Annotated in this window: 22 protein-coding genes, 1 tRNA gene and 3 pseudogenes; 12 read left to right on the top strand and 14 right to left on the bottom strand. The window is 60.5% G+C overall.

The features are described 5' to 3' along the window. Window positions 1-2: 2 nt before the first annotated feature. Window positions 3-770 carry a serine O-acetyltransferase gene (gene cysE, locus ACJ8IP_RS11105; protein ID WP_049866655.1) on the top strand — a complete coding sequence of 256 codons (768 nt, stop codon included), beginning with the start codon at window positions 3-5 and terminating at the stop codon, window positions 768-770. A 75-nt stretch (window positions 771-845) separates the two neighbouring features. On the opposite strand, the gene ACJ8IP_RS11100 is transcribed toward cysE, so the two are convergent. The 5 genes and pseudogenes from ACJ8IP_RS11100 to ACJ8IP_RS11080 form a co-directional block, all read right to left on the bottom strand. After that, the gene (locus tag ACJ8IP_RS11100) at window positions 846-2,387 is read right to left on the bottom strand and encodes a glycosyltransferase family 39 protein (RefSeq protein WP_042783828.1); all 1,542 of its coding nucleotides are present in this window, start codon (window positions 2,385-2,387) and stop codon (window positions 846-848) included. Window positions 2,388-2,512: 125 nt separating this feature from the next. Next, window positions 2,513-2,656 carry a hypothetical protein gene (locus tag ACJ8IP_RS11095; RefSeq protein ID WP_162837200.1) on the bottom strand — a complete coding sequence of 48 codons (144 nt, stop codon included), beginning with the start codon at window positions 2,654-2,656 and terminating at the stop codon, window positions 2,513-2,515. A gap of 193 nt (window positions 2,657-2,849) precedes the next feature. Next, a pseudogene (gene puuE / locus ACJ8IP_RS11090) lies at window positions 2,850-3,704 on the bottom strand (allantoinase PuuE); the annotation flags it as partial. Further along, a pseudogene (locus ACJ8IP_RS11085) lies at window positions 3,673-4,540 on the bottom strand (aspartate/glutamate racemase family protein); the annotation flags it as partial. The pseudogenes ACJ8IP_RS11085 and puuE, both read right to left, overlap by 32 nt. Continuing rightward, the gene (locus tag ACJ8IP_RS11080) at window positions 4,540-5,256 is read right to left on the bottom strand and encodes a GntR family transcriptional regulator (protein ID WP_033651130.1); all 717 of its coding nucleotides are present in this window, start codon (window positions 5,254-5,256) and stop codon (window positions 4,540-4,542) included. The gene ACJ8IP_RS11080 and the pseudogene ACJ8IP_RS11085, both read right to left, overlap by 1 nt. Window positions 5,257-5,389: 133 nt before the next feature. Between ACJ8IP_RS11080 and ACJ8IP_RS11075 the strand changes: the two genes are divergently transcribed. Beyond that, entirely contained in the window at window positions 5,390-6,886 is a 1,497-nt protein-coding gene (locus ACJ8IP_RS11075) for an NCS1 family nucleobase:cation symporter-1 (protein WP_072626559.1), read from the top strand. 177 nt (window positions 6,887-7,063) lie between these two features. On the opposite strand, the gene ACJ8IP_RS11070 is transcribed toward ACJ8IP_RS11075, so the two are convergent. Together ACJ8IP_RS11070 and rfaQ are read right to left on the bottom strand one after the other, a co-directional pair. Then, complete coding sequence (locus ACJ8IP_RS11070) at window positions 7,064-8,311, bottom strand: O-antigen ligase family protein (RefSeq protein ID WP_060659843.1); 1,248 nt, start codon at window positions 8,309-8,311, stop codon at window positions 7,064-7,066. Between the two features lie 51 nt (window positions 8,312-8,362). Then, on the bottom strand, window positions 8,363-9,523 hold the full coding sequence (gene rfaQ / locus ACJ8IP_RS11065; RefSeq protein WP_198793338.1) for a putative lipopolysaccharide heptosyltransferase III: 1,161 nt from the start codon (window positions 9,521-9,523) through the stop codon (window positions 8,363-8,365). Between the two features lie 636 nt (window positions 9,524-10,159). Between rfaQ and ACJ8IP_RS11060 the strand changes: the two are divergent. Next, window positions 10,160-10,300, top strand: a pseudogene (locus ACJ8IP_RS11060) (integrase); the annotation flags it as partial. Between the two features lie 24 nt (window positions 10,301-10,324). Here the strand turns inward: ACJ8IP_RS11060 and ACJ8IP_RS11055 are convergent. The 3 genes from ACJ8IP_RS11055 to ACJ8IP_RS11045 all read right to left on the bottom strand — a co-directional run bounded on the left by ACJ8IP_RS11055 (window position 10,325) and on the right by ACJ8IP_RS11045 (window position 11,012). Continuing rightward, window positions 10,325-10,401, bottom strand: a tRNA-Arg gene (locus ACJ8IP_RS11055). A gap of 96 nt (window positions 10,402-10,497) precedes the next feature. Continuing rightward, window positions 10,498-10,806, bottom strand: a complete 309-nt coding sequence (locus ACJ8IP_RS11050; protein WP_072628240.1) for a hypothetical protein — start codon at window positions 10,804-10,806, stop codon at window positions 10,498-10,500. Next, on the bottom strand, window positions 10,803-11,012 hold the full coding sequence (locus ACJ8IP_RS11045; protein WP_042783825.1) for a hypothetical protein: 210 nt from the start codon (window positions 11,010-11,012) through the stop codon (window positions 10,803-10,805). The genes ACJ8IP_RS11050 and ACJ8IP_RS11045 overlap by 4 nt, the downstream gene beginning before the upstream one ends. A 205-nt stretch (window positions 11,013-11,217) precedes the next feature. Here ACJ8IP_RS11045 and folD point away from each other — a divergent pair, with 205 nt between their 5' ends. Continuing rightward, on the top strand, window positions 11,218-12,084 hold the full coding sequence (gene folD / locus ACJ8IP_RS11040) for a bifunctional methylenetetrahydrofolate dehydrogenase/methenyltetrahydrofolate cyclohydrolase FolD (protein WP_004940177.1): 867 nt from the start codon (window positions 11,218-11,220) through the stop codon (window positions 12,082-12,084). 10 nt (window positions 12,085-12,094) lie between these two features. Then, window positions 12,095-12,307 carry a ribosome-associated protein YbcJ gene (gene ybcJ / locus ACJ8IP_RS11035; RefSeq protein ID WP_033642141.1) on the top strand — a complete coding sequence of 71 codons (213 nt, stop codon included), beginning with the start codon at window positions 12,095-12,097 and terminating at the stop codon, window positions 12,305-12,307. 58 nt (window positions 12,308-12,365) lie between these two features. On the opposite strand, the gene cysS is transcribed toward ybcJ, so the two are convergent. After that, window positions 12,366-13,751 (bottom strand): cysteine--tRNA ligase, encoded by a 1,386-nt coding sequence (cysS, locus tag ACJ8IP_RS11030; RefSeq protein WP_147880900.1) that lies wholly within the window; start codon window positions 13,749-13,751, stop codon window positions 12,366-12,368. Window positions 13,752-14,060: 309 nt separating this feature from the next. Between cysS and ppiB the strand changes: the two genes are divergently transcribed. The 4 genes from ppiB to purK all read left to right on the top strand — a co-directional run bounded on the left by ppiB (window position 14,061) and on the right by purK (window position 17,026). Next, on the top strand, window positions 14,061-14,555 hold the full coding sequence (ppiB, locus tag ACJ8IP_RS11025) for a peptidylprolyl isomerase B (protein WP_016928800.1): 495 nt from the start codon (window positions 14,061-14,063) through the stop codon (window positions 14,553-14,555). Between the two features lie 10 nt (window positions 14,556-14,565). Next, window positions 14,566-15,288 (top strand): UDP-2,3-diacylglucosamine diphosphatase, encoded by a 723-nt coding sequence (locus ACJ8IP_RS11020; protein ID WP_108680259.1) that lies wholly within the window; start codon window positions 14,566-14,568, stop codon window positions 15,286-15,288. A 149-nt stretch (window positions 15,289-15,437) separates the two neighbouring features. Continuing rightward, a complete protein-coding gene (gene purE / locus ACJ8IP_RS11015; RefSeq protein ID WP_004940188.1) occupies window positions 15,438-15,962 on the top strand; it encodes a 5-(carboxyamino)imidazole ribonucleotide mutase in 525 nt (174 codons plus the stop codon). Beyond that, window positions 15,959-17,026, top strand: coding sequence for a 5-(carboxyamino)imidazole ribonucleotide synthase (gene purK, locus ACJ8IP_RS11010; protein WP_016928803.1), 1,068 nt, complete (start codon window positions 15,959-15,961; stop codon window positions 17,024-17,026). Before purE ends, purK begins: the two co-directional genes overlap by 4 nt. Before the next feature lie 64 nt (window positions 17,027-17,090). On the opposite strand, the gene ACJ8IP_RS11005 is transcribed toward purK, so the two are convergent. From ACJ8IP_RS11005 to ybbA, 3 genes are all read right to left on the bottom strand, one after another. Then, entirely contained in the window at window positions 17,091-18,497 is a 1,407-nt protein-coding gene (locus ACJ8IP_RS11005) for a sugar porter family MFS transporter (protein ID WP_033642138.1), read from the bottom strand. Between the two features lie 357 nt (window positions 18,498-18,854). Next, window positions 18,855-21,287, bottom strand: a complete 2,433-nt coding sequence (gene ybbP, locus ACJ8IP_RS11000; protein WP_033642137.1) for a putative ABC transporter permease subunit YbbP — start codon at window positions 21,285-21,287, stop codon at window positions 18,855-18,857. After that, window positions 21,284-21,970, bottom strand: a complete 687-nt coding sequence (gene ybbA, locus ACJ8IP_RS10995) for a putative ABC transporter ATP-binding protein YbbA (protein ID WP_046897614.1) — start codon at window positions 21,968-21,970, stop codon at window positions 21,284-21,286. Before ybbA ends, ybbP begins: the two co-directional genes overlap by 4 nt. Here ybbA and tesA point away from each other — a divergent pair. From tesA to ACJ8IP_RS10980, 3 genes are all read left to right on the top strand, one after another. Continuing rightward, the gene (gene tesA / locus ACJ8IP_RS10990) at window positions 21,941-22,579 is read left to right on the top strand and encodes a multifunctional acyl-CoA thioesterase I/protease I/lysophospholipase L1 (RefSeq protein ID WP_162472522.1); all 639 of its coding nucleotides are present in this window, start codon (window positions 21,941-21,943) and stop codon (window positions 22,577-22,579) included. The two genes, ybbA and tesA, sit on opposite strands and share 30 nt — an antisense overlap. Before the next feature lie 26 nt (window positions 22,580-22,605). Next, the gene (locus ACJ8IP_RS10985) at window positions 22,606-23,382 is read left to right on the top strand and encodes an SDR family oxidoreductase (protein WP_004940195.1); all 777 of its coding nucleotides are present in this window, start codon (window positions 22,606-22,608) and stop codon (window positions 23,380-23,382) included. Window positions 23,383-23,459: 77 nt separating this feature from the next. Further along, on the top strand, window positions 23,460-24,314 hold the full coding sequence (locus tag ACJ8IP_RS10980; protein ID WP_198793339.1) for a co-chaperone YbbN: 855 nt from the start codon (window positions 23,460-23,462) through the stop codon (window positions 24,312-24,314). The last annotated feature ends 99 nt before the right edge of the window (window positions 24,315-24,413 follow it).

The raw sequence follows: 24,413 nt of genomic DNA, 5'->3' as shown, positions 1-24,413 counted from the left end.
AGATGCGATTGATGAACTATGCCATTTTCCCGAACCTGACGGTCTCCGACCCCTTTTGGGTACAGCTCCGGCAAGAGGCAAAAGCCTTGGCCGAAAGAGAAGGGGCGATGAGCAAACTCCTGCAGCAAGGAGTATTGCAGCATGCCACCTTCAACGAGGCGCTCGCAAACCGCCTGGCCTTGAAACTGGCCAATGACGATATCGATGCGACGAGCCTGAGAAACGTTGTTGAACAAACGCTGCAACGTGCGCCCGACATTGTCGACGCCGCGCTGGCGGACATGCGCGCGGTTTACGAACGCGATCCCGCCTGCCACAGTACGGTACAGATATTTTTTTTCTTCAAGGGGTTTATCGCATTGCAAGCCTATCGCATCTCACATGCGCTGTATCGGCATCAGCAACGTGAAATGGCCTATCACATCCAAAGTCGGGTATCAGAACTCTTCTGTATCGATATCCATCCGGCCGCCAAGCTGGGCAAAGGCATCATGCTCGACCATGCTCACGCGATTGTCATCGGTGAAACGGCAACGGTGGGCGACAACGTCTCCCTGCTGCATTCGGTGACGCTGGGAGGAACAGGAAAAGCCGGCGGCGATCGCCATCCCAAGGTGGGTAATAGCGTCGTTATCGGCGCCGGAGCCAAAATATTGGGTAATGTGCGAATCGGCGACAGTTGCTGTGTTGCCGCCGGCGCCGTTGTGCTCAAGGACATTCCGCCATCGGCCACGGCAGTGGGCGTTCCCGCCCGGATTGTCGGCCTCTAAGCGCCTCCCACACACCGGTAGCGGTGAAAAAGTTTCGGTGTGTGGGGGCTTCCGAGATTTGGGGCATTTATCCGGCTATCTGGCGTCGCGCACCACGAATAGCCTCGACTCGAAACCGCCGCTTTTGAAGGTGCCGGTATTGACCCACCCCGGCGGCGAACGGCCAAAGTCCTGATTGAAATCCCCGCCGCTGACCAGCCAGACCCGGCGATGGCCTTTCGCTAACGCGCTGAGGTTATCGACGTAGGTCTGCGCCGCCCGATCGTGGAAAAAAGTGCCGAAACCATAGGCATTGGGCTTGCCCGAAATGCCGTTGGGCCTGGCGGGGGTATACAGCAAGGCGCGATAGCCCTTCTTGTTGTAATACACATAGCTCAGGTAGTTGAACATGTTGCTGACCACCACCGCATCGTTGGGCTGATAGTTACTGTTGATGTAGTGCACCATCACCTTGAATTCATCTTTCTCGACCGGATAGTCGTTGCGCACGCCGCAGCCGAACAGCAGGCTGAAGAACAGCAGCAAAGAGATCCCGCGCACCCGGCTTTTCGTACCGGCGATCAGCACGCCCAATACCAGCGGAATGCCGAGCGCGGCGGAATAAAGGTAGCGATCGACAAACAGCGGCGAACGCCAGGAAATGGCGAATACCAACGTCACCGGGATCAGCATGCCGCCGAGCAGCAGCAGCGCATATTTTCTCGGCATCTGGCGCCGCCACAGCAGCAGTGAACATAAGGCGACAAACATCGCCGGCAGCAGCCAGAGAATGATCGTGGGATAGTTGCTGCCATCATGCCCGGTGAGAAAACGCCAATACATCGCCGGCAGATCGCTCCAGGCAACCTGAGGGATCCAACCGACGTCGCCGCCGACCCGCAGTTCGGCAATATGCGCCAGCAGATTGAGCAGCACCAGCAGCCAGGGAATATAGGCCACTCCAATCGCCGCATTGGCCACCCACCACGCCGGCTGCCTAATGTAATACTCGCCTTCGCGGCGGCACGACAGCGCCAACACCACCAGCCAGTGCGCGATCAGCGTGAAAATCGTGAAGTAGTGAGTATAAAAGCTCAGCGTCATCAACAGCGCATACAGCGCCAGATAGCGGCGGCTATCCGGCGTTTTCAGCCACTTCGCCAGCGCCATGGCGGCGGCGATCGCCAACAGCCCCATCAGCGCATACATGCGCGCCTCCTGGCTGTAACGCACCGCCATCGGCATGATCGCCATCAGCCATCCCGCGGTCAGCGCCGCCCGCTCGTTGGCCAACCAACGGGTAAAACGCATCGCCAGCGCCACCGTCATCACGCCGAACACCAGGCTCAGCGCGCGGGCCGCCATAATGCCGTCGCCAAACAGCACCATCCAGCCATGCAGCAGCAGGTAATAAAGCGGCGGGTGAACATCGAAGGAAGCATGGTACAGCAAAGCGCCCACATCATAGCGGCTGGTCAGCACGCTGGAGGCCTCGTCGCACCAAAAATACCGATCCGTTAAGGAAATAAACCGCACGATCGCCGAAAACGCCACGATCGCCAACGCGTAATGTTTGTAACCGATGCCTTTTAAGCCGTTATTGCTCAAAGAAACATTCGATACCTGTTGCAGTGACATAACCGCATTCCGCCCAAGAGAATCACACAGTGTGGAGACGCAGCGTCATCATTGCCGACGGCGGGTAAATGGCGGGTAAATCAGTGCGAAAAAATCGGCGCAATCACCGCGGCGGCGCACGGCCCTCAGCGGATTTCAACGGTGATGTCCGGGTAGGCCTTCTCCCCGTCGCTGAGGTAATGCCCCAATGCCCGGTAAGCCATGACGTACAGCACGGCGGCGCCGCACAGGCACAGCAAGGTCACGAGAAAGAATCTGGATTTGCGCACGATAGGCTCCATGGGGAAATTTTCACCTATTGTAACGCGGCAAAATAAACGAAGGTTCAATTGGCGGCGGGTCGTTTGCCCTACGGCCGCTCTGTCGATCCATCAAAGCACTGGAGCGAGCTGAGCGGCAGCGTTATTGGCCATATGAAAACACGCTGCGCAGTGGAACCGACACAGCGCCGCCAGGCATGCGTCATGTTCCCGGGTACGGATGGGTCTCGCGCCAGTGGTCCGCTATCTGCTGCCGCGTACAGACCCACACCCGTTCGTGTTGCTGGATATAATCGAGAAAACGCTGCAGCGCGCGAAAACGCCCCGGCCTGCCCAGCAGACGACAGTGCATCCCCACCGACATCATCTTCGGCGCCTCCTCGCCCTCAGCGTACAGCACGTCGAAGCTGTCTTTCAGATAGGTGTAAAATTGCTCGGCGGTATTAAACCCCTGAGCGGTGGCAAAACGCATGTCGTTGGCGTCCAGCGTGTAAGGAACGATCAGGTGCGGCCGACGGCTGCCGTCGCCGCACGCCACTTCGCTCCAGAACGGCAAATCATCGCCGTAATAATCGCTGTCATAATCAAAACCGCCCTGCTCCACGACCAGTTGCCGAGTGTTGGGGCTATCGCGCCCGGTATACCAGCCGGTAGGCGCTTTGCCGAACAGGTCGGCCAGCACTTGCACCGCTTTTTGCATATGCTCACGCTCCTCAGCGATATCCATATGTTGATAATGGATCCAGCGCCAACCATGGCTGACCACATCGTATTTCGCCGCTTTGATCGCCGCGACAATCTCCGGCTGGCGCGCCAGCGCCATCGCCACGCCGAAGACCGTCAACGGCAGGCCACGCCGGCTGAACTCGCGGTGGATCCGCCAAAAGCCCGCCCGGCTGCCGTATTCGTACAGCGAATCCATCGACATATGGCGCGCCGGATAGCTGGCGGCGCCGATAATATCGGAGAGAAACTGTTCCGATCCCGCATCGCCATGCAGCACATGATTCTCCGCACCCTCCTCGTAATTGAGCACAAACTGCACGGCAATCCGCGCGTTGCCCGGCCAGCGCGCGTGCGGCGGATCTCCGGCGTAGCCTCGCAGGTCACGGGGGTAATTCTCATCGACAATGACCATTCTTCATCCCTTTAAAATAGATTTAACGACTGAAATTGACCACTTAACGCTTTGGTTTCGGGATAGGCCAAGTCCCCTTGTTTGCTGGTCGATAACCCCAACGCCACCAGCGACTCCACCATTTTTACCGCCGCGCTGACGCCATCAATCACCGGCGCCCGCAGCTCGCGGGTCAGTTCCTGCGCCAGCGTCGCCATTCCGCCGCAGCCGAGCACAATCGCCCCGCAGCCATCCTCTTTCAGAGCGCGGATGCAGCGCTCGCGCACTTTCTCCTGCGCCAGCCCGCTGCCGTCCTCCAGCGCCAGCACCGGCAAGTCAATGGCGTGCAGCGCCGCGCAATGCTGATGAAAACCGTACTGATGCAGCAGGTGGCGGGCGATAATCAGCGTGCGCGGTAACGTGGTGACGATCGAAAAACGGGTCGCCACCATCGACGCCATATGCATCGCCGCTTCCGCAATGCCGATCACCGGCCCCTGCGCCAGCTCGCGCGCGGCCAGCAATCCCGGATCGCCGAAACAGGCGATCACATGACCGTCAACGCCCTGCCGTCGCCCCGCCCTCACCTGTTCCAGCACGCCGATCGCCGCGATGGCTTCGTCAAAGTGCCCTTCAATGGACGGCACCCCGTCGCGCGGACACACCGCCAGGATCTCGGTGCCCGGCGCGGCGGCGGTGCGCGCGGCGGCGGCGATGGTGTCGGTCATCGCCTGACTGGTGTTGGGGTTGATAACCTGTATGCAAACAGAAGACATCACGGCTCCTTGTAACCGGCGAACAGCCGGGAAAAATCGGGCAGGCTGACGCCATCGCGCTCAAAGCGCAGGCTGGCGACAATATGATCAAAATGGCGCATCAGGGCGTCGCTCAGAGGCTGCAGCGCTTTATCCCGCAACAAACCGACCAACTGCTGATGATCGTCGCAACGGCACCCCTGCCGCCACGGCGCGCCCCAGGTGGCGATGACCAGGGAAGAACGCTGGCAAAGACGCGTCACCATGTCGGTGATAACCGAATTGCCCGAGATCGCCTGCAGCTGAATATGAAAATCGGCGGAATAGCGAATCGCCGCCGGGCCGTCGTAAGCCTCATGCACCTGCTGTTCCAGCTGAATAATGCGCTCCAGTGCCGCCAGATGGGGCGCCCGACAGCGGGCGATAATATCGGGAAGGTTGGCGACCTCCAGCAGCGCGCGCGTGCGGAAGATAGCCTGCGCCTCTTCCACCGTCGGGCTGGCGACATATGCACCACGTTTGGGCTTCAGGCTAACCATTTGCACAGCGGCGAGTCGTTGCAGCACCTTACGGATGCCGGTGCGGCTCACGGCAAAAACGTCGGACAACGCCTCCTCCGGCAATTTGCTGCCCGGCGGCAGCTGATGCTCGACAATCGCCGTCATCAACGCCTGATAAATGGTTTCATCTTTGTCCTGCAGCGCTGGCGCGGCCTGGAGACAATGTTCAGTATTCATTCACCTACTCCGGTTTCACCTATCGATAGCAAAATCGTATACATAACGCTCGGTTTCTGTATGCAAAATCAGCCATTGTGGCCTGGATCCTGCAATAGCCTCAGCAATCCACATAACAAGAGGAGCAGGTTTCATGCCACATTCAACACACATGCATCAGGTTTCGGCCAAAGACGCGACCGCCGGCTACAGCCCGCGACTGTGTAATGAAGATCTCGCGCCGACGCGCGACCAAAACTGGAGCTGGTACAACATTTTTTCATTCTGGATGTCGGACGTGCACAGCATGGGGGGCTATGTGGTCGCGGCGAGCTTTTTCACGCTCGGGTTGGCCAGTTGGCAGGTGCTGCTCTGCCTGCTGATCGGCATTTGCATCGTACAGCTGTGCGCCAACCTGGTGGCGAAGCCAAGCCAAATGGCCGGCGTGCCTTATGCGGTCATCTGCCGCCAGGCGTTTGGCGTCTTTGGCGCCAATATCCCGGCGGTGATCCGCGGGCTTATCGCTTTCGCCTGGTATGGGATCCAGACCTACCTTGCGGCCAACGCCCTGATGCTGGTGCTGCTCAAGTTCTGGCCGTCGCTGTCCACACTCACCGGAACCAGCTTCCTCGGCCTGTCGCTCCTGGGCTGGCTATGCTTCGCCACCATGTGGCTGCTGCAGGCGATGGTCTTTTGGCACGGCATGAACGCCATTAAGCGCTTCATCGATATCGCCGGGCCGGCAGTCTATGTGGTGATGCTGGCGCTGGCGGGCTGGATTGTATACAAGACCGGTTTTGACGGGATTTCCTTTACCCTGGCCAGCAAATCGCTGACCGCCGGGGAGCAGACCTGGCAAATGATCACCGCCACCGCGCTGGTGGTCTCCTACTTCTCCGGGCCGCTGCTCAACTTCGGCGATTTCTCCCGCTACGGCAAAAACATGGGCGAGATCCGCCGCGGCAACCGCTGGGGCCTGCCGTTCAACTTCCTGCTGTTCTCCATCGTCACCGTAGTGATTGTTTCCGGTACACAATCGCTGTTTGGCCACATGATCACCGACCCGATTGAAACCGTCAGCCGCATTGGAAACGATCTGGCGGTCGCCATTGGCCTGCTGACGATGATCACCGCCACCATTGGCATCAATATCGTGGCCAACTTCGTCTCGCCGGCCTTTGACTTTTCGAACTGTTCACCGCAGAAAATCAGCTTCCGCACCGGCGGGATGATTGCCGCCGTTGGGTCGATTCTGCTGACGCCGTGGAATTTGTTTAATTCGCCGGAACTTATCCACTACACCCTCGACGTGCTGGGCGCCTTTATTGGCCCGCTGTTCGGCATCCTGATCGCCGATTTTTATCTGATCAAACGCGGCCAGGTATCCGTGGACGATCTGTTTGATGACACCCCGAAAGGCAAATACTGGTACCGCAACGGTTTTAACCCGAAAGCCATTGCCGCGCTGCTGCCGTCGGTGGCCATTGGCCTGATCATCAGCTTTATTCCGGCTCTGCACCAAGTGGCCAACTTCAGCTGGTTTATCGGCGTCTTCCTCGGCGCGACCGCCTACCGCTGGCTGGCCCGCGATGAGCGCACCGCCGTGGCCGGTCCGGCGTTCCGGGCGAAGGTGATGGCGCAAAAAGAGTAATTCCGCCCACAGCAAACTGCGCCGGAAGGGAAAAAAGCCATCCGCAACCGTGCCGCCCCGGCGTTAACGCCGGGGCGGCCGTTGTGAGCGAACCAGGCGGCCGCCGGCTTTTCACCGATGCGCGGAGGAGCGCTGAGCGCCGCGTTCAAGCGCGTATTTTCGAAGCACTTCAACCCCCTATCGCATCTGGGGTTGAGGCAAATCTGCATGAAGAGACGGCGGAGTGGTGAGGGAAAGCCCGGCCAGTAAGGCGGCGATAATGACAAACAGGTGCCCTTCGGACGAGTCCAGCAGGAATGAATTGAACAGATGGCAGGCCATGTAGCTGCTGAGCACCGCAACGAACAGATTTCGGCGCGCCGGCGGCAAGCGCCAGGCGACGCGGTAGCAACTCCACATCCAGGTGAGGAACACCATCAATCCCAGCAAGCCGCTCTGCACCGTTTCCAGCAGGTATTCATTGTGCGGATTATGCACGCCATAGCCGGTGGATGGATTGCCGTACCAAAAGCTGCCGGCACCGTTGCCCAGCAGCGGGGATTGCTTTATCAGTCGCAGGGCTTCGCGGGCGAAGGCGGTGCGTTGGCCCATGGAGTTGTCGCAGGCCGCATAAGCCGTTTGGGCCGGGGCGAAAACGCACCCCTGAATTTGCTGGACGCCCAGCGTCAGGCGCTCCATGGCGCGATTGGGGGTCATGACCAGCATCACGACAGCCAGTATGCCGCAGGCGAGCACGGCCACTTGCTGCTTGCGCCGGAGGGTAAGCAATAACCAGATACCCATGCCAACGGCCAATGCCACATACCCGGTACGCCCCTGCACCATCAGCAGAACATTAACCGTCGCCAACAACACCAGTCCCGCATACCCCCAGCGCCGTTTTCCGCTACAGGCAAAAGCACGCGACAACCAGACCAGCGCCGCCAGCGCCATAAACACGTTTTGGGTGATTTGCAGCTTAAACACCGTAGGGTTGTCGGGGTTCAGCCCGCCCAATGTGACATGGCCAAGCCCGCTCATGAAGCTGATGGCCAATATCGCGGCATTGGCCCACAAAAAGCCGCGGACAAATTGCGTCATCAGCCGCGAGTCGGCCAGAAAGAACAGCGCCAGCGGCAGGACATACAGCAATTTTTGGTATTTGCCGACCATTTTGGGGCCGTAGGCGTGAGCATGCGTCAGCAATGACAACGCCAGCAGCGCAAACATCAGGGCCGGCAACCAAACCAGGGGATGACAAGCCAGTGCAGCCCACTGCCGGATATCGCGCAGCCAGAGCAGACAGACGACAACCAGCCCCAGTGAGATATTCATCAGGGGATTGGAGGTCGGGAGGGAGGCTCCCAGCAAAAAGGCGGTAAACGCAAACAACCGTTGCTGAAGGGGCGTCTGTATCGACGAGGAAACTGCTGAGTTGAATAGCATCGTGGCGTACTCATTGATAAGAGAAAAAACACGGTGGAAGGCCGCGCAGGGTTAACGCTGCACAGACCCGACGAGGGATGCCAGTTGCCTGTTAACCGCCTGTATCACATCGCCGGCCGGGATGGCCGCGAGGTAACGCTCGCGGGTATTGGTGTCAACGGCGTCCGGGGCGGGCAGCGGACGATAGTCTCCGGCCCACAGCAACGTGTGGGGCGCCTGCCACGGGGACCATCGCGCGAGGTCGCTGGGCCCGAACAGCACCACCGAGGGCGTATTCAGCGCGGCGGCCATGTGCATCGGCACCGAATCGACCCCGATAAACAGCCGCGCCCGGTCAATCAACACCGCGAGCTCCGGCAGCTCCAGACGCCCGGCCAGATTAATCACCCGCCGCGGTAACAGGCAGCGGGCCATGATGGCGCTTATCATGGTGGCTTCATCTTGCGTGCGTCCGCCGGTGAGCACCACCGTTCTGCCCTGGGCGGTCAGGTGGTTAATCACGGCGCTGAATCCGTCCACCGTCCAGGTCTTGAAAGCCCAGCGTGCGGTCGGCTGTATCAGCACAAAATCGGTCAGGTGATGGCGTCGACTGAGCCGGTCAACGTCATCCACATCAGATTGCCGCCAGGCCTGCGTCACCTGCGTGATTGTCGTGGGCAAGGCCAGTGGCGCCAGAATGCTGAGATTATTCAGCACGGTGTGCTGCGCCGGGCCGGCAACGTCGACCAGTAGCGAATGGCAGGCCCGCCAGAGTCGATTGTCGCGTTTGGGGTAGCGAAACCCCAGACTGAAGGTCGGTTTGAGAAAACGGCAATACAACGCCGCCCGCCACTGATCGGAGAGGTTGATCACCAGATCGTAATGGCCGGTCCGCAGGCTGTTCCATAACGCATATTCGCCGCGGTATTGCGCTTTCAGCCCTTGGCGCTTGAGCTCTCGATCCACGGTAAAGGCCAGATAAACATCCTGATTGCCGGCCAGCATCGCCTCGGTGCCGTCATAGACCAGCACATCGATCAACGCATTGGGGTAGTTGACGCGCAATGTGCTGAGCACCGGCGTCATCAACAGGACGTCGCCAAAGTGGCGCAGCTTGATGACGAGAATGCGTTGCACGCTATCCCGGTGCAAAAGCGCATTGGGCACCCGGCGATCGGGGAGTGTGGCCAGCGGGGATACGGGGCGTTTGCCGGTGGTGCGATGGGCATTCATGGTTCGTCGCCTCAGAAAAATACAAAAGGCCACTGCAGGGCCGAAAGAGTCCGTGAGGATAAAAATAGCGCTGCGCCACGGTTCGAAACCCCGAGAATGCTGCAGGGAGAAAACGCCGTTCTCTCTGCCGTGCTCCCTGAACCGTCAATCTCGTTATCGCGGGAAAGCGGGCAATTAGCAGACGTTCTCGTCATGGCTGAGTACGGGGGTTTTATCCTGATAAATTGTCGAGCGCTACGTGGTATTCACCGGATGAATAAAGAGTTACCGCCGAATAATATCCTGCCCGATCTTAACGGCGACCGTGCAGCAAAGATAATTGGTTGTGCAGATCAATAAGATCTTACCGATCGTTGAAAACGATCAATCCTTTACAAATTGCAGGGTTACCGAGAAAATTCCTAACCCATTGAGGTTATTAATGTCTTTTATTGCTGCACCGTGCGGCGCGTGCTGAACTTACTCCCCGACCGGAGAGCCCGGTGCGGGAAGTGAACCATCGTTAGCGAATAAACGTGGGAGGGAGAAATAGGAGTTTTCACCGGTGGAACAGCGGCGCCGAGGCCGGATACCTAATCACTCGCCAAGCGCAGAAATTGCACGACCGTCGAAAAGCTGAGCTTTGGAGAATAGACCGGCTGGGTGAGCATAGAAATGGTTCAGCGATACGCTCACCTTACACCGAACCATCTCACTGAGCATGCGAGGCAAATTGATGCGATTTTCGGAGGTTTAGTCCCAAATCTGTCCCATGATGAAATCGGAAAGACGGGATGAAAGGCGTAACTCATTGATACTTAATGGCACGCCCTATAGGATTCGAACCTATGACCTACGGCTTAGAAGGCCGTTGCTCTATCCAACTGAGCTAAGGGCGCATTGAGATGCGGCAACCTGTGGTTGCGGGTTGCGATTATACGGTCAGAGGTTAGCGAGTCAATGCCTTTTCATGACGTTACGGCGGCGACGGTGCTTTATGGCGTTTTTTCCGCCAGCGCCCGTGCGGCGGCCCGCGCTATGCTGCGTTGCGCCAGGCCGACAGCGGTATCGCCTGGCTTGCGTTCGGCCCCTTGCCGCCCATCGCCCCGCCGCAGGCAAAGGCGCACGGACTGAACGACCGCCGTAATGTCGCCCCAATCGGCATGCTCAACCACCTGCATGTTGCAGGTCGCCTCCCCTCTTTTCCCCAGAGCGGAGTCAGGGCGTGCGCTGTTTAAAGAAGCCTGGCTCCACGGCGCCCAAGCCAGCAATAGCGCGCACCCTACCCATGCGCTGCCGTTCATGCGCACAGCTTCCGCCACAGGGCGCTCAGGCGCGCCCGCCACGACGGCGTCGCCTGGTGCTGACAAAGCTGATGCAGCGCGGTGAGTTGCTCACTGTCCGCCGGATGCAGCGAAGAATCGAACACCGTCTCACCAACGTGCTTAGGCTGCGCCGGTTGCTGATCAGGCTGATGATGCAACGGATAAAGCCGGGTTATCGCTCTCATGATCCTGCCCTCTTTCGCCCTGTGTATGGCCCCAGCGTATGCAAATGCCGGTAAAAATGGCGTAGAGGTTCCTGAAGCCGGCATAAAAAAAGCGTAAATCGGTCTCGGCAACGGTGGCGAGGGTGATTCTGCGCCTGACAGCGCGCTCAGCTTCTGACAGAATAGCGGCATCCCCGCTTTTCTTAATTGATGGATTTCCACACTGATGTCAGCAAAGATTATTGATGGTAAAACGATTGCGCAGCAGGTTAGAAACGAAGTGGCTGAGCAAGTGAAACAACGTCTGGCGGCCGGCAAGCGCGCGCCAGGGCTGGCGGTTGTGCTGGTCGGCGAGAATCCGGCTTCGCAAATTTACGTCGCCAGCAAGCGCCGCGCCTGCGATGAAGTCGGCTTCCTCTCCCGCTCCTACGACCTGCCCGCTGCCACCAGTGAAGCCGAGCTGCTGGCGTTGATCGACCAGCTGAACGCCGATGAGGAAATCGACGGCATTTTGGTGCAGCTGCCGTTGCCGGCCGGCATCGATAACGTCAAGGTGCTGGAACGCATCCATCCGGACAAAGACGTCGACGGCTTCCACCCGTACAACGTCGGCCGCCTGTGCCAGCGCGCGCCCAAGCTGCGCCCATGCACGCCGCGCGGCATCGTCACCCTGCTGGAGCGTTATAACATCGATACCTACGGCCTGAACGCCGTGGTGGTCGGCGCGTCCAACATCGTCGGCCGCCCGATGAGCATGGAGCTGCTGCTGGCCGGCTGCACCACCACCGTCACCCACCGCTTCACCAAGAATCTGCGTCATCACGTCGAGAACGCCGATCTGCTGGTGGTGGCGGTCGGCAAACCGGGCTTCATTCCGGGCGACTGGATCAAACCGGGCGCCATCGTGGTTGACGTCGGCATCAACCGCCTGGAAAGCGGTAAAGTGGTGGGCGATGTCGATTTCGACGCCGCCAGCGAGCGCGCCGCCTACATCACCCCGGTGCCGGGTGGCGTTGGCCCGATGACCGTGGCTACACTGATCCAAAATACCTTGCAAGCCTGCGAGGAATATCACGACGTTCAACCTAAATAAGTAAGGCAGTATGGAAATTTTCAATCTGGACAATCATCCCCATGTCGAACTGTGCGATCTGCTGAAGTTCCAGGGCTGGTGTGAAAGCGGCGGCGCCGCCAAAGAAGTCATCGCCGAAGGGCAGGTGAAAGTCGACGGTAAGGTCGAAACCCGCAAGCGCTGCAAGATCGTCGCCGATCAGGTGGTGGAGTTCGGCGGCGGCAAGGTCATGGTTAAACCCTAACCCGCAGCCATAGAAAAAGGCGCTGAATTCAGCGCCTTTTTTGTTTCCTTCTGCCGGATTACTTACGGCGCCAGGTGGTGCCCTGCGGGCCGTCTTCCAGCACGATGTTCATCTCGTTCAAGCGATCACGCGCGGCATCCGCCAGCGCCCAGTCCTTGGCGGCGCGCGCTTCGTTACGCTGTTTGATCAGCGCTTCGATCTCCGCCACTTCGCCGTCGTCAACCTGTGCGCCCCCTTGCAGGAACTGCTCCGGCGCCTGCTGCAGCAGGCCAAGCACGTTCGCCAGCTTGCGCAGTTCCGCCGCCATGCCGCTGGCCGCCGCCATGTCTTCCCCCTTCAGGCGGTTAACCTCGCGCGCCAGATCGAACAGCGCTGAGTAGGCTTCCGGGGTGTTGAAGTCGTCGTCCATCGCTTCGCGGAAGCGGGCTTCGAACGCTTCGCCGCCGGCCGGTGCGGCGTCGGCATCGGTGCCGCGCAGCGCGGTATAGAGGCGCTCCAGCGCGGTGCGCGCCTGCTTGAGGTTCTCTTCGCTGTAGTTCAGCTGGCTGCGATAGTGGCCGGACATCAGGAAGTAACGCACCGTTTCCGCATCGTAATGGCCGAGCACGTCGCGGATGGTGAAGAAGTTATCCAGCGATTTGGACATCTTCTCTTTGTCGATCATCACCATGCCGGAGTGCATCCAGTAATTGACGTACGGGCCGTCGTGGGCGCAGCTCGACTGCGCGATCTCGTTCTCGTGGTGCGGGAACATCAGATCGGAACCACCGCCGTGGATGTCGAAGTGGGTGCCCAGCTGTTTGCAGTTCATGGCGGAGCATTCGATATGCCAGCCCGGACGGCCCGGCCCCCACGGCGACTGCCAGCTCGGCTCGCCCGGCTTGGACATTTTCCACAGCACGAAGTCCATCGGGTTGCGCTTCACGTCATCGATCTCCACGCGCGCGCCGGCCTGCAGTTGCTCCAGATCCTGGCGCGACAGCAGCCCGTACTGCGGATCGCTGTCGATGGAGAACATCACGTCGCCGTTGCTGGCCACATAGGCGTGATCGCGATCGATCAGGCGCTGGGTGATCTCAATGATCTCGGCGATGTGTTGGGTCGCGCGCGGTTCGCTGTCCGGGCGATCGATCAGCAACGCGTCGAAGTCGGCATGCATTTCCGCCAGCATGCGTTCGGTCAGCTGGTCGCAGGTCTCATGATTTTCCGCCGCGCGGCGGATGATTTTGTCGTCCACGTCGGTGACGTTGCGCACGTAGTTCAGCGAATAGCCGAGATAGCGCAGGTAACGCGCCACCACGTCGAAAGCGACAAAGGTACGACCGTGGCCGATGTGACACAGGTCATAGATGGTTACCCCGCACACGTACATGCCCACTTTCCCGGCATGAATGGGTTTGAATTCCTCTTTTTGACGACTCAGGGTATTAAAAATCTTTAGCATCGGGAGATTCCGTGGTGTGCGTGATAACAAAAAAGATAACCGGGCTTCAGGTTTAACGCCCGGTAGCGTATTGAAACCTGAAGCCTGATCTATTGCAAGGTTAAGGCCATGCTTTGCTGACTTCACGCGAAGAAAAAGCGCAAAATTCGCCGGCCGGCGCAATTGTTATAATATAACATAAATACAATTACCACAGACAGTGCGCGGTTGAGCCGCTGCTGACTCGCTGGGGCGGATATGTTATAAGGGCGGTCTGAATGTTCACTCGCTTTACGTGACGTCTCACTTCACCTTGTTAGGATTAAAACTATGGTTACTTTCCACACCAATCACGGCGATATCGTTATCAAGACCTTTGCTGACAAAGCGCCGGTTACCGTTGAAAACTTCCTGAACTACTGCCGCGCCGGTTTCTACGACAACACCATCTTCCACCGTGTGATCAACGGCTTCATGATCCAGGGCGGCGGTTTCGAGCCGGGCATGAACCAGAAAGCGACCAACGCGGCCATCAAGAACGAAGCCAACAACGGTTTGAAAAACACCATCGGCACCCTGGCAATGGCGCGCACCAACGATCCGCACTCCGCCACCGCACAGTTCTTCATCAACGTGGCTGACAACGACTTCCTGAACTTCCGCGGCGAAAACGTGCAGGGCTGGGGCTACTGCGTGTTTGCTGAAGTGGTTGAAGGCATGGACGTGGTCAACAAGATCAAAGGCGTGAAAACCGGCCGCAGCGGCATGCACCAGGACGTACCGGTAGAAGACGTGGTGATCAACAGCGTGACCGTCAGCGAGTAATCGCGGCTGCATGAGTACGCTGTTCATCGCAGATCTGCACTTGTGCGCACAGGAACCGGCAATCACTGCCGGTTTTCTGCGTTTTTTACGGCGCGAAGCGGTGCACGCCGACGCGCTGTACATCCTCGGCGACCTGTTTGAAGCCTGGATCGGCGACGACGATCCCGAGCCGCTGCACGCGGAGATCGCCGCGGCGCTGAAAGCGCTGCAACAGGCCGGCGTGCCCTGCTATTTCATCCACGGCAACCGCGATTTTCTGCTCGGCAAGCGCTTCGCCCGCGCCAGCGGCATGCAGCTGCTGCCGGAAGAAAAAGTGCTGGAGCTGTACGGCCGCAGGATCCTGATCCTGCACGGCGACACCCTGTGCACCGACGATCAAGCCTATCAGCAATTCCGCCGTAAAGTGCACAACCCGCTGATTCAAAAACTGTTCCTCGCGCTGCCGCTGCGCTGGCGACTGAAGATCGCCGCCAAGATGCGCGCCCGCAGCCAGCAATCCAACCAGTACAAGTCGGACGCCATCATGGACGTCAACCCGCAGGCGGTCGAGCAAACGATGCTGCGCCACGATGTGCACTGGATGATCCACGGCCATACCCATCGCCCGGCGGTGCATCGGCTGGCGTTGAGCAACGGCGAAGCCCATCGCGGGGTGCTGGGCGCCTGGCACGTCGAAGGATCGATGATCAAAGTCAGCGCCGACGCCGTCGAGCTGATCCAATTCCCGTTCTGAGTTCCGCACTGGCGCGCGGGTGAAAATTCGCGCTTTCGCCGGTGAAAACCGGCGACGCAACCGTTTTCCTTACCGTGCGCTCATGGTATGCTCTACGCCCTCATTCGGCCCTCAGCCGACGCCAGACAAATCACAGGAGCCTTACACCCATGGGAGCCAACGCCGCTTCAGCCGCCAATGCCGGGGCTAAAATCGCAATTGTAATGGGATCGAAAAGTGACTGGGCCACCATGCAGTTCGCCGCCGAAGTCCTGACCCAGCTCGATGTCCCCTTCCATGTCGAAGTCGTTTCCGCTCACCGCACGCCGGACAAGCTGTTCAGCTTCGCCGAGCAGGCTGCCGCCAACGGCTTTGACGTGATCATCGCCGGCGCCGGCGGTGCCGCGCATCTGCCGGGCATGCTGGCGGCGAAAACGCTGGTGCCGGTGCTGGGTGTGCCGGTGCAAAGCGCCGCGCTGAGCGGCGTGGACAGCCTCTACTCCATCGTGCAGATGCCGCGCGGCATTCCGGTGGGGACGCTGGCGATCGGCAAAGCCGGCGCCGCCAACGCCGGGCTGCTGGCGATGCAGATCCTGGCGCTGCACGATGCCGCGCTGGCGCAGCGTTTGGCGGACTGGCGTCAGGCGCAGACTGAAGACGTTTTGAACCACCCCGATCCGCGGGAGGACGCATGAAGCCGGTTTGCGTATTGGGCAACGGTCAGCTGGGGCGCATGCTGCGCCAGGCCGGCGAACCGCTGGGCATCGCCGTCTACCCTGTCGGCATCGATGCCGAACCCGAGGCGGTGCCGTATCAGAACAGCGTCATTACCGCCGAGATTGAACGCTGGCCGGAAACCGCGCTGACGCGCGAACTGGCGACTCACAGCGCCTTCGTCAACCGCGACATCTTCCCGCGTTTGGCGGATCGCCTGACGCAAAAGCAGCTGCTCGATCAGCTCGGCCTGGCGACCGCGCCGTGGCAACTGCTGGCGAGCGCCGCCGAATGGCCGCAGGTGTTCGCTGCGCTGGGCGAGCTGGCGATCGTCAAACGCCGGGTCGGCGGCTATGACGGCCGCGGCCAGTGGCGCCTGCGTCCGGGGCAGGAAGCCGAACTGCCGGCCGATGCCTATGGCGAGTGCATCGTCGAGCAAGGCATCAATTTCTCCGGCGAAGTGTCGCTGGTGGGCGCGCGCGGCCACGACGGCCGTTCGGTCTTCTACCCGCTGACCCACAACCTGCATGAAGACGGCATCCTGCGCGCCAGCGTGGCGCTGCCGCAGCCCAATCCGGCGCTGCAGCAACAGGCCGAGCAGATGCTGGCGGCGATCCTGAACGAGCTGAACTACGTCGGCGTGATGGCGATGGAGTGCTTTATCGTCGGCGATCGGCTGTTGATCAACGAACTGGCGCCGCGCGTGCACAACAGCGGCCACTGGACGCAAAACGGTGCATCCATCAGCCAGTTCGAGCTGCACCTGCGCGCCATCCTCGGCCTGCCGCTGCCGCAGCCGGTGGTGAGCACACCGTCGGTGATGGTCAACCTGATCGGCACCGCCGTCAACGAACAGTGGCTGTCGCTGCCGCTGGTGCATCTGCACTGGTATGAGAAAGAGGTGCGCCCGGGCCGCAAGGTCGGCCACCTCAATCTGAACGACCCGAGCGCCGCCGATCTACGTCAAGCGCTGCAGGCGCTGGCGCCGCTGCTGCCGGGCGAATACCAAAGCGGGCTGGCCTGGGCACAGCAGAAGCTGGCTTAACGGTTTACACCGCCGAAAAGAAGAAGGTTCAGCCCAGGCTGAACCTTTTTTATTGCCGCAAAGATCAACGCGAGCCGATATTACGCAACGGTTTGCCGGCCATCAGATTGCGCTCAATGTGTTCCAGTGAAATATTTTTGGTTTCCGGGATCAGCGCCAGCGTGATGAAAACAAACAGCACGTTAAGCCCCGCGTAGACCCAAAAGGTGTGAGCGCTGCCCAACGAATTCAGCATGGTCAGGAACGTCGCCCCCACGATCATATTGGCTATCCAGTTAGTGGCGGTGGAACAGGTGATGCCGAAATCGCGGCCTTTCAATGGCTGGATCTCTGAGCACAGCACCCAAATCAGCGGGCCGGCGCTCATGGCAAAGCCGACGATAAACATCAGCAGCATGACGATGGCGAAATATTGCTCCGCCGCCGAGTTCATGCCGATATTCATCATGGTGCCCAGCGCCCCCATGCCGACGGCCATCACGATAAACCCAAGGATCAAAGTGGGCTTGCGGCCCCAGCGGTCAACCAGCCCAATAGCGATAAAGGTGGCCAGCACGTTGACCAGACCGACGATCACCGTGCCCCACATCTGCTGTTCCGTACTGGCGAAGCCCGCCAGACCGAAAATCTTCGGCGCGTAATACATGGTGACGTTCATCCCGGTAAACTGCTGCATCACCTGAAGAAGAATGCCAAGGAAAACCGCGCGGCGGAAATTTTTATTGCCTTTGAACAACGCCCAACCGCTTTGCTTCAGTTTGAGGCTTTCACGAATTTCATTCAGCTCATACTGCGCCTGGGCACTGCTGTCGCGCAGCTTCTCCAACACCTGACGCGCTTGCTCATGGCGATTACGCGAGGCCAACCACCGCGGGCTGTCAGGCAAAAAGAACACGCCGACCAACAACAGCCCGGCCGGGATGGTGATGACACCCAACATCCAGCGCCAGGCGCCGGTATAGCTGAATGCCGTATCAGACAGGTAAGCGGCCAGAATGCCGATGGTGATCATCAATTGATACATCGAAATCATGCTGCCGCGGATTTTCTCCGGCGCGATTTCAGAAAGATAAATCGGCGCGGTATAAGAAGCGATCCCCACCGCCAATCCCAGCAGAATACGTGAAACGATCAACACCTCCACGTTGGGAGCGAACGCAGAACACAGCGATCCCGCCACGAAGAGGATTGCGCCGATCATCAAACTGTATTTGCGCCCCAGCCGGAAGTTCATCCAGCCGCTGCCGATAGCACCGACGGCGGCGCCAAACATCATTGAGCTGACCACCCACTCCTGCTGAGAGCTGGTGATCTGAAAAGTGTCGGTAATAAACGGCAGGGCGCCGGCGATCACGCCGATATCAAGACCGAACAGCAGGCCGGCCAAGGCGGCTAAAAAACAGACGAAAAAAGTCATGCCGACATGAGTCGGGCTTTTCTCCGCCGGTGTCACTTTGACGGTATCGCTCATACAGCCTCCAGGAGAAAACGGTCATCAGTGTGCGACATGATAGGAGGCAATGCGTCGGAGATAAGTGAGTGCGATCACATTAGTGAAAACGGTTACATTCCATTAAATCTTTTTAGGCCGTTTTTTATGGCGGATGAATTCACTTAATCCATGCGTAACCCTCTAAATCAATGCGTAAAACAGGCGAAGCCGGCCCGCTATCCGCTACACCGATGACCAATGGCAAACGTATCGATATGACATAAATGTAATCGATTTCACAATGAATGGGCATGAAGAGGAATTGCGCCAGTGACGCGCGAAAGAAAATCGGCAGGCCCGGCCACGCTTGGCGGCAACGGGCCTGCGATCGCCAGATCAGCCATCATAACTGCGGAACAGCGCCCGGCCGCGCAGCAAGCGCACGCCCAGCCAGCCGCCGCACAGCGACAGCAGCAGCGCGCTGGCCAGCGGCAGCGCCCACCACAGCACCGGCGTCGGCGTCCACGGGAAGTCGAACACCCGGCTTTGCAGCAGCCACAGCGCCGCTTCGGCCCCCACCGCCGCCGCGATGCCCGCCACCAGCCCCAGCAGGGCAAACTCACACCACAGCGTGCGGCGCAGCAGCCGTTTACCGGCGCCCAGCGTGCGATAGACCACCAACTCCTGCCGCCGCTGACGCATGCCGACCTGCACCTGCGCCAGCAGCAGCAGGCCGCCGCACAGCACCACCAGCACCACCATCACCTCCAGCGCGCGGCTGACCTGTTGCAGCACGCCGCCAACCTGTTTCAGGATCGCGCCGATGTCCAGCAGGCTGAGCGTTGGGAACTGGCGGTTGAGCTGGGTCAACATCCGGCCGTCGCCGTCGTAGCGGAAGCTGGTGAGCCAGGTCTGCGGCTGGCCGTCCAGCGCGCCCGGCGGGAAGATAAAGTAAAAGTTCGGCTTCAGGCTTTCCCAATCCACCTGGCGCAGGCTGGTGACTTTGGCGCTGAACGCCTGGGTATCGCCGCTGAAGGTCAGCGTGTCGCCCAGCTTGATCTTCAGCCGCCCAGCGATGCCTTCATCCATTGAAACCTCGCCGCTTTTCGGCGGCCAATTGCCCGCCACCAACGGATTGTGATCCGGCAGTTCGGCCAGCCAGGTCAGGTTCAGCTCACGGTTCACCGCCTCACCGCCCGGATCGTCTTCATGCACCCGTTCGGTCGCCACCTGCTGGTTTATCTCGGTCAGGCGCACCCGGACGATCGGGTAATAGGTTTCCGGCTTGATCTGGTGCTGCTGCAGGAAAGTTTTCACCTGCGGCACCTGCGCCTCGGTCATGTTGAGCAGGAAATAGTTCGGGCTGTCCGGCGGCAGCTGTTGCTGCCAGCGTTCGAGCAGATCGCCGCGCAGCACCAACAGCAGCGCCAGCAGCATGAACGACAGCGAGAACGCCGCCAACTGGCTGATGGTCACCCACGGTTGATGCAGCAGGCGGTTGACCGCCAGCCGCAGCGCCAGGCTCTTGAGCGTGATGCGGCGCAGCAGCAGCAGGCTGCCCCACCCTATACCGCCCAGCAGCAGCGCCAGCACCGCCATGCCCGCCAGGATCGCCCACAGCAACGTGCTGGCTCCCATCAGCAACACCAATAACGCGACCACGATCGCCGCCGTCACCGGCAGGAAGTAGCGCAGCGGCCAGACGTTGGCCGCCACATCGCGACGCAGCACCCGCAGCGGCTGGGTGGCCAGCAACTGGCGATACGGCCGCAACCCGACCAGCAGCGAAATCAGCACCAGCGCACCGAGCGCCCACAGCCACGGCCAGACGCCGGCGGCGGGCAACGCGGCCGGCAACACCGGCTTCAGCAGGCGAATCAACAGCGCCTCGAACGCCAGCCCGATCGCCCCGCCGCACACCGCCGCCAGCGCCATCACCGCCAGCCACTGGCCGACGATCAATTTGCGCAGCGCGCCGCGCCCGGCACCAAGGGTTTTCAGCACCGCGATCAGATCGTAGCGGCTGCGGCAATAGTGGCTCATCGCCACCGCCACGGCGGCGATCGACAACAGCAGCGTCAGCAGGGCCGACAACAGCAGGAACTGTTGGGAGCGCTGCAGCGACTTGCCCAGCGCGCTGCCGGATTCCTGCAGCCCGAACCAGCGCTGATCCGGCGTCAACTGCGGCGTCAGCCGTTCTTCGTAACGCTGAATATCCGGCTCGGCGCCGGCGAACATGTAACGATAGGTCAGGCGGCTGCCCGGCTGCACTGCGCCGGTCTTATCGACGTCCGCCAGGTTGATCATGATGCGCGGCGCGGTCTGGAATGGATTGAAACCGGCGTCCGGCTCCTGAATGATTTCACCGGCGATGCGCAGCGTGGTGTCGCCCACCTCCAGCGAATCCCCCACTTTCACGTTCAGCAGCGCCAGCAAACGCGGCGCCACCAGCACGCTGCCCGGTTCGGGCTGGATGTTGGCCGGGCGCGTTTCCAGCTTGCCGTACAGCGGATAGGCCAAATCGGTGGCTTTCACGTCCGCCAGCTGCGGCCGATCGCCGGCATAGGTCATGGTGGTGAACGACAGCTGACGGCTCACCTTCAGCCCTTGTTGCTGCGCGTCCAGCAGCCAGCCTTCCGGCACCGGATGCGCGCTGCGCAGCACCCGATCGCCGGCGATAAAATCGCGGCTCTGCTGGCTGAGCCCTTTGTCCATGCGATCGCTGATGCTGCCCAGCGCCAGCACGCAGGCGACGGAGAGCGTCAGCGCCAGCCACACGATCAGCAGCGACGGCGAGCGCCATTCGCGCCAGAACCAGCGCCAGATCATGCTTCCTCCCACAGCTTGCCTTCGCGCAGCCGCAGCCGCCGCTGGCAGCGCGCCGCCAGGGTTTCGTCATGGGTCACCAAGATCAGGGTGGTGTCAAAATCGCGGTTGAGGGAAAACAGCAGGTCGGCGATGCGATCGCCGGTCTGACGATCGAGATTGCCGGTCGGTTCATCGGCGAACAGCACCCGCGGTCGGCCGCTGAAGGCGCGCGCCAGCGCCACGCGCTGCTGCTCGCCGCCGGACAGCTGCGCCGGCAGGTGATCGAGCCGTTTCCCCAGCCCCAACTGCTCGAGCAGCTGCACCGCCTGCTCGCGGCTCTGTCTGTCGCTCTCGCCGCGCAACAGCGCCGGCAGCTGCACGTTCTCCAGCGCGTTCAGCGTCGGCACCAGCATGAACGACTGAAACACGAAACCGACGTCCCTGGCACGCAGCGCAGCGCGCCCCTCTTCGTCCAGCGCGGTCAGCGACTCGCCGAGCAAGCGTACCTCGCCTTCGCTGCCGTCATCCAGCCCGGCCAAAATGCCCAGCAAGGTCGATTTCCCCGATCCGGATTCGCCGATCAGGGCGATCGTCTGCGCGGGTTTGACAAGCAGCTCGACTCCGGTAAGGATGGTGAGCTGATGCTCACCCTGACCAACGTGTTTACTAAGATGATGAACTTCAAGAACGTTTTCCGCTGGCATCTTCCCTTCCTTTTGCTGTTGGGATTATTCAGTTTACGCGCTGCCGCCGCCGATACCTTGTTGATTTTGGGCGACAGTTTAAGCGCCGGTTACCGCCTGCCGATCGAGCGGGCGTGGCCGACGCTGTTGGCCGAACAGTGGCAGAAAAAACCGGGTGCGCCGCAGCTGGTCAACGCCAGCATCAGCGGCGACACCGCCGCGCAGGGGCTGGCGCGTCTGCCCGCGCTGCTGAAACAGCATCAGCCGCGCTGGGTGCTGATCGAGCTGGGCGCCAACGACGGCCTGCGCGGCTTCCCGGCGCAGGACGTACAGCGCGATCTCGGCCAAATCATCACGTTGGTGCAGCAGGCCGGCGCGCAGCCGCTGCTGATGCAGATCCGCATCCCGCCGAACTACGGCCGCCGCTATACTGAAGCGTTCGGCGCCGTCTACCCGGCGCTGGCCAAGCAGTTCAACATTCCGCTGCTGCCGTTCTATATGGAACAGGTGGTGGTGAAGCCGGAATGGATGCAGGATGACGGATTGCACCCCAATGGGGACGCCCAGCCGTTTATCGCCACCTGGATGGCGGAGCGCCTGGAGCCTCTAGTAAAGCATGAGTCTCACTAAATTAGGGTCGTACACTAGGTAAAGTTATGCAAAAAGCGGTATTGATAACCGGCTGTTCCAGCGGGATTGGCTTGATTGCGGCGCAGGATCTGCGCAACCGCGGCTACCGGGTGCTGGCCGCCTGCCGCAAGCCGCAGGACGTGGAAAACATGCGCCAGCTCGGGCTGGAAGGCATCGAGCTGGATCTGGACGACAGCGCCAGCGTCGAGCGTGCCGCCGCCGAGGTGATCGCGCTGACCGACGGCCGACTGTACGGTCTGTTCAATAACGGCGGTTTCGGCGTTTACGGCCCGCTCAGCCGCATTTCGCGCAGCCAGCTGGAACGGCAGTTCGCCACCAACCTGTTCGGCACCCACCAACTGACCCAGCTGCTGTTGCCGGCGATGTTGCCGCACGGCGAAGGGCGGATCATTCAGACCAGTTCGGTGATGGGCCTGGTCTCCAGCGCCGGGCGCGGCGCCTATGCCGCCAGCAAGTTCGCGCTGGAAGCCTGGTCGGACGCGCTGCGCATGGAGCTGCACGGCAGCGGCATTCAGGTCAGCCTGATCGAACCGGGGCCGATCTCCACCCACTTTAGCCAGAACGTCAATCAGGCGCAGAGCGACAAACCGGTGCACAATCCCGGCATCGCCAAGCGCCTGACGCTGCCGCCGGAGGCCATTCTGCCCAAACTGCGCCACGCGCTGGAAAGCCCGCGCGCCAAACTGCGCTATCCGGTCACCCTGCTGGCGCACGCGATGAGCGTGCTGCGCCGCATTTTGCCGGGCCGCTGTCTGGATTGGCTGCTGCGCAGCAACGCTTAATTCGCCCGACGGGGTTGAAGAATGGCGGCGCGCCCCCATCTACACCCCATGGCTCCGCACGATCAGAGAGAAAAAAGATGCTAGCTCAAGCTGTTGTTGATATTAACGAAACTAACCTGCACCAGACGCTGGAACAATCGATGTCCACACCGGTGCTGTTCTACTTCTGGTCCGAGCGCAGCCAACACTGCCTGCAGCTCACGCCGGTGCTGGACAAGCTGGCGGCGGAATACGCCGGTCAGTTCATTCTGGCCAAGGTGGACTGCGACGCCGAACAGATGATCGCCTCGCAATTCGGGCTGCGTTCCATTCCGACGGTCTACCTGTTCAAAGACGGTCAGCCGGTCGACGGCTTCCAGGGCCCGCAGCCGGAAGAAGCGATCCGCGATTTGCTGCAGCGTTTCCTGCCGAAGGAAGAAGATCTGAAACTGGCACAGGCGCAGGAGCTGCTGGTCGCCGGCAACGCCGCCGAAGCGCTGCCGCTGCTGAAAGACGCCTGGCAGAGCAGCCAACAGCGCAGCGACATCGGCCTGACGCTGGCCGAAACTCAGATCGCGCTCAGCCGCAGCGAAGACGCTGAAGCGGTGCTTGCGACCATCCCGCTGCAGGATCGCGATACCCGCTATCAAGGTCTGGTGGCGCAGATTGAATTGTTGAAGCAGGCGGCGGACACGCCGGAAATCCAACAGCTGCAACAGCAGGTGCAGCAGCAGCCGGACAACGTCGAACTGGCGGTGCAGCTGGCGCTGCAACTGCATCAGGTCGGGCGTAACGAAGAAGCGCTGGAACTGCTGATGGGGCATCTGAAGAAAGATCTGGCCGCCGCCAACGGCAGCGCGCGCAAAACCCTGATGGACATTTTGGCCGCACTCGGCACCGGCGACGCGCTGGCCGCTAAATATCGCCGCCAGCTGTACTCCCTGCTGTACTGATCTCCGTCATACTTGAAGCTGCATCCAGGCGGCAAATGTGAAAAGCCCTGGGCGCTTAGATAGCTAAGTGACCAGGGCTCGAACGTGCAGCCAGCTTGA

The sequence above is a fragment of the Serratia sp. CY52157 genome, from assembly GCF_052168495.1.
Taxonomy (GTDB): Bacteria; Pseudomonadota; Gammaproteobacteria; order Enterobacterales; family Enterobacteriaceae; genus Serratia; species Serratia ureilytica.
The sequence above is the reverse complement of the archived record's forward strand: the minus strand, read 5'-3'. Positions and strand labels throughout refer to the sequence as shown.

Coding starts and splice junctions, on each gene's coding strand:
- ppiB (WP_016928800.1), top strand. CDS start 14,061: ATGGTTACTTTCCACACCAATCACGGCGATATCGTTATCAAGACCTTT.
- ACJ8IP_RS11080 (WP_033651130.1), bottom strand. CDS start 5,256: ATGAATACTGAACATTGTCTCCAGGCCGCGCCAGCGCTGCAGGACAAA.
- ybcJ (WP_033642141.1), top strand. CDS start 12,095: ATGGAAATTTTCAATCTGGACAATCATCCCCATGTCGAACTGTGCGAT.
- ybbA (WP_046897614.1), bottom strand. CDS start 21,970: ATGCCAGCGGAAAACGTTCTTGAAGTTCATCATCTTAGTAAACACGTT.
- ACJ8IP_RS11075 (WP_072626559.1), top strand. CDS start 5,390: ATGCCACATTCAACACACATGCATCAGGTTTCGGCCAAAGACGCGACC.
- ybbP (WP_033642137.1), bottom strand. CDS start 21,287: ATGATCTGGCGCTGGTTCTGGCGCGAATGGCGCTCGCCGTCGCTGCTG.
- cysS (WP_147880900.1), bottom strand. CDS start 13,751: ATGCTAAAGATTTTTAATACCCTGAGTCGTCAAAAAGAGGAATTCAAA.
- ACJ8IP_RS11005 (WP_033642138.1), bottom strand. CDS start 18,497: ATGAGCGATACCGTCAAAGTGACACCGGCGGAGAAAAGCCCGACTCAT.
- cysE (WP_049866655.1), top strand. CDS start 3: ATGCGATTGATGAACTATGCCATTTTCCCGAACCTGACGGTCTCCGAC.
- ACJ8IP_RS11100 (WP_042783828.1), bottom strand. CDS start 2,387: ATGTCACTGCAACAGGTATCGAATGTTTCTTTGAGCAATAACGGCTTA.
- ACJ8IP_RS11050 (WP_072628240.1), bottom strand. CDS start 10,806: ATGAACGGCAGCGCATGGGTAGGGTGCGCGCTATTGCTGGCTTGGGCG.
- purE (WP_004940188.1), top strand. CDS start 15,438: ATGGGAGCCAACGCCGCTTCAGCCGCCAATGCCGGGGCTAAAATCGCA.
- ACJ8IP_RS11070 (WP_060659843.1), bottom strand. CDS start 8,311: ATGCTATTCAACTCAGCAGTTTCCTCGTCGATACAGACGCCCCTTCAG.
- ACJ8IP_RS11045 (WP_042783825.1), bottom strand. CDS start 11,012: ATGAGAGCGATAACCCGGCTTTATCCGTTGCATCATCAGCCTGATCAG.
- ACJ8IP_RS10985 (WP_004940195.1), top strand. CDS start 22,606: ATGCAAAAAGCGGTATTGATAACCGGCTGTTCCAGCGGGATTGGCTTG.
- ACJ8IP_RS10980 (WP_198793339.1), top strand. CDS start 23,460: ATGCTAGCTCAAGCTGTTGTTGATATTAACGAAACTAACCTGCACCAG.
- rfaQ (WP_198793338.1), bottom strand. CDS start 9,523: ATGAATGCCCATCGCACCACCGGCAAACGCCCCGTATCCCCGCTGGCC.
- purK (WP_016928803.1), top strand. CDS start 15,959: ATGAAGCCGGTTTGCGTATTGGGCAACGGTCAGCTGGGGCGCATGCTG.
- folD (WP_004940177.1), top strand. CDS start 11,218: ATGTCAGCAAAGATTATTGATGGTAAAACGATTGCGCAGCAGGTTAGA.
- ACJ8IP_RS11020 (WP_108680259.1), top strand. CDS start 14,566: ATGAGTACGCTGTTCATCGCAGATCTGCACTTGTGCGCACAGGAACCG.
- tesA (WP_162472522.1), top strand. CDS start 21,941: ATGAACTTCAAGAACGTTTTCCGCTGGCATCTTCCCTTCCTTTTGCTG.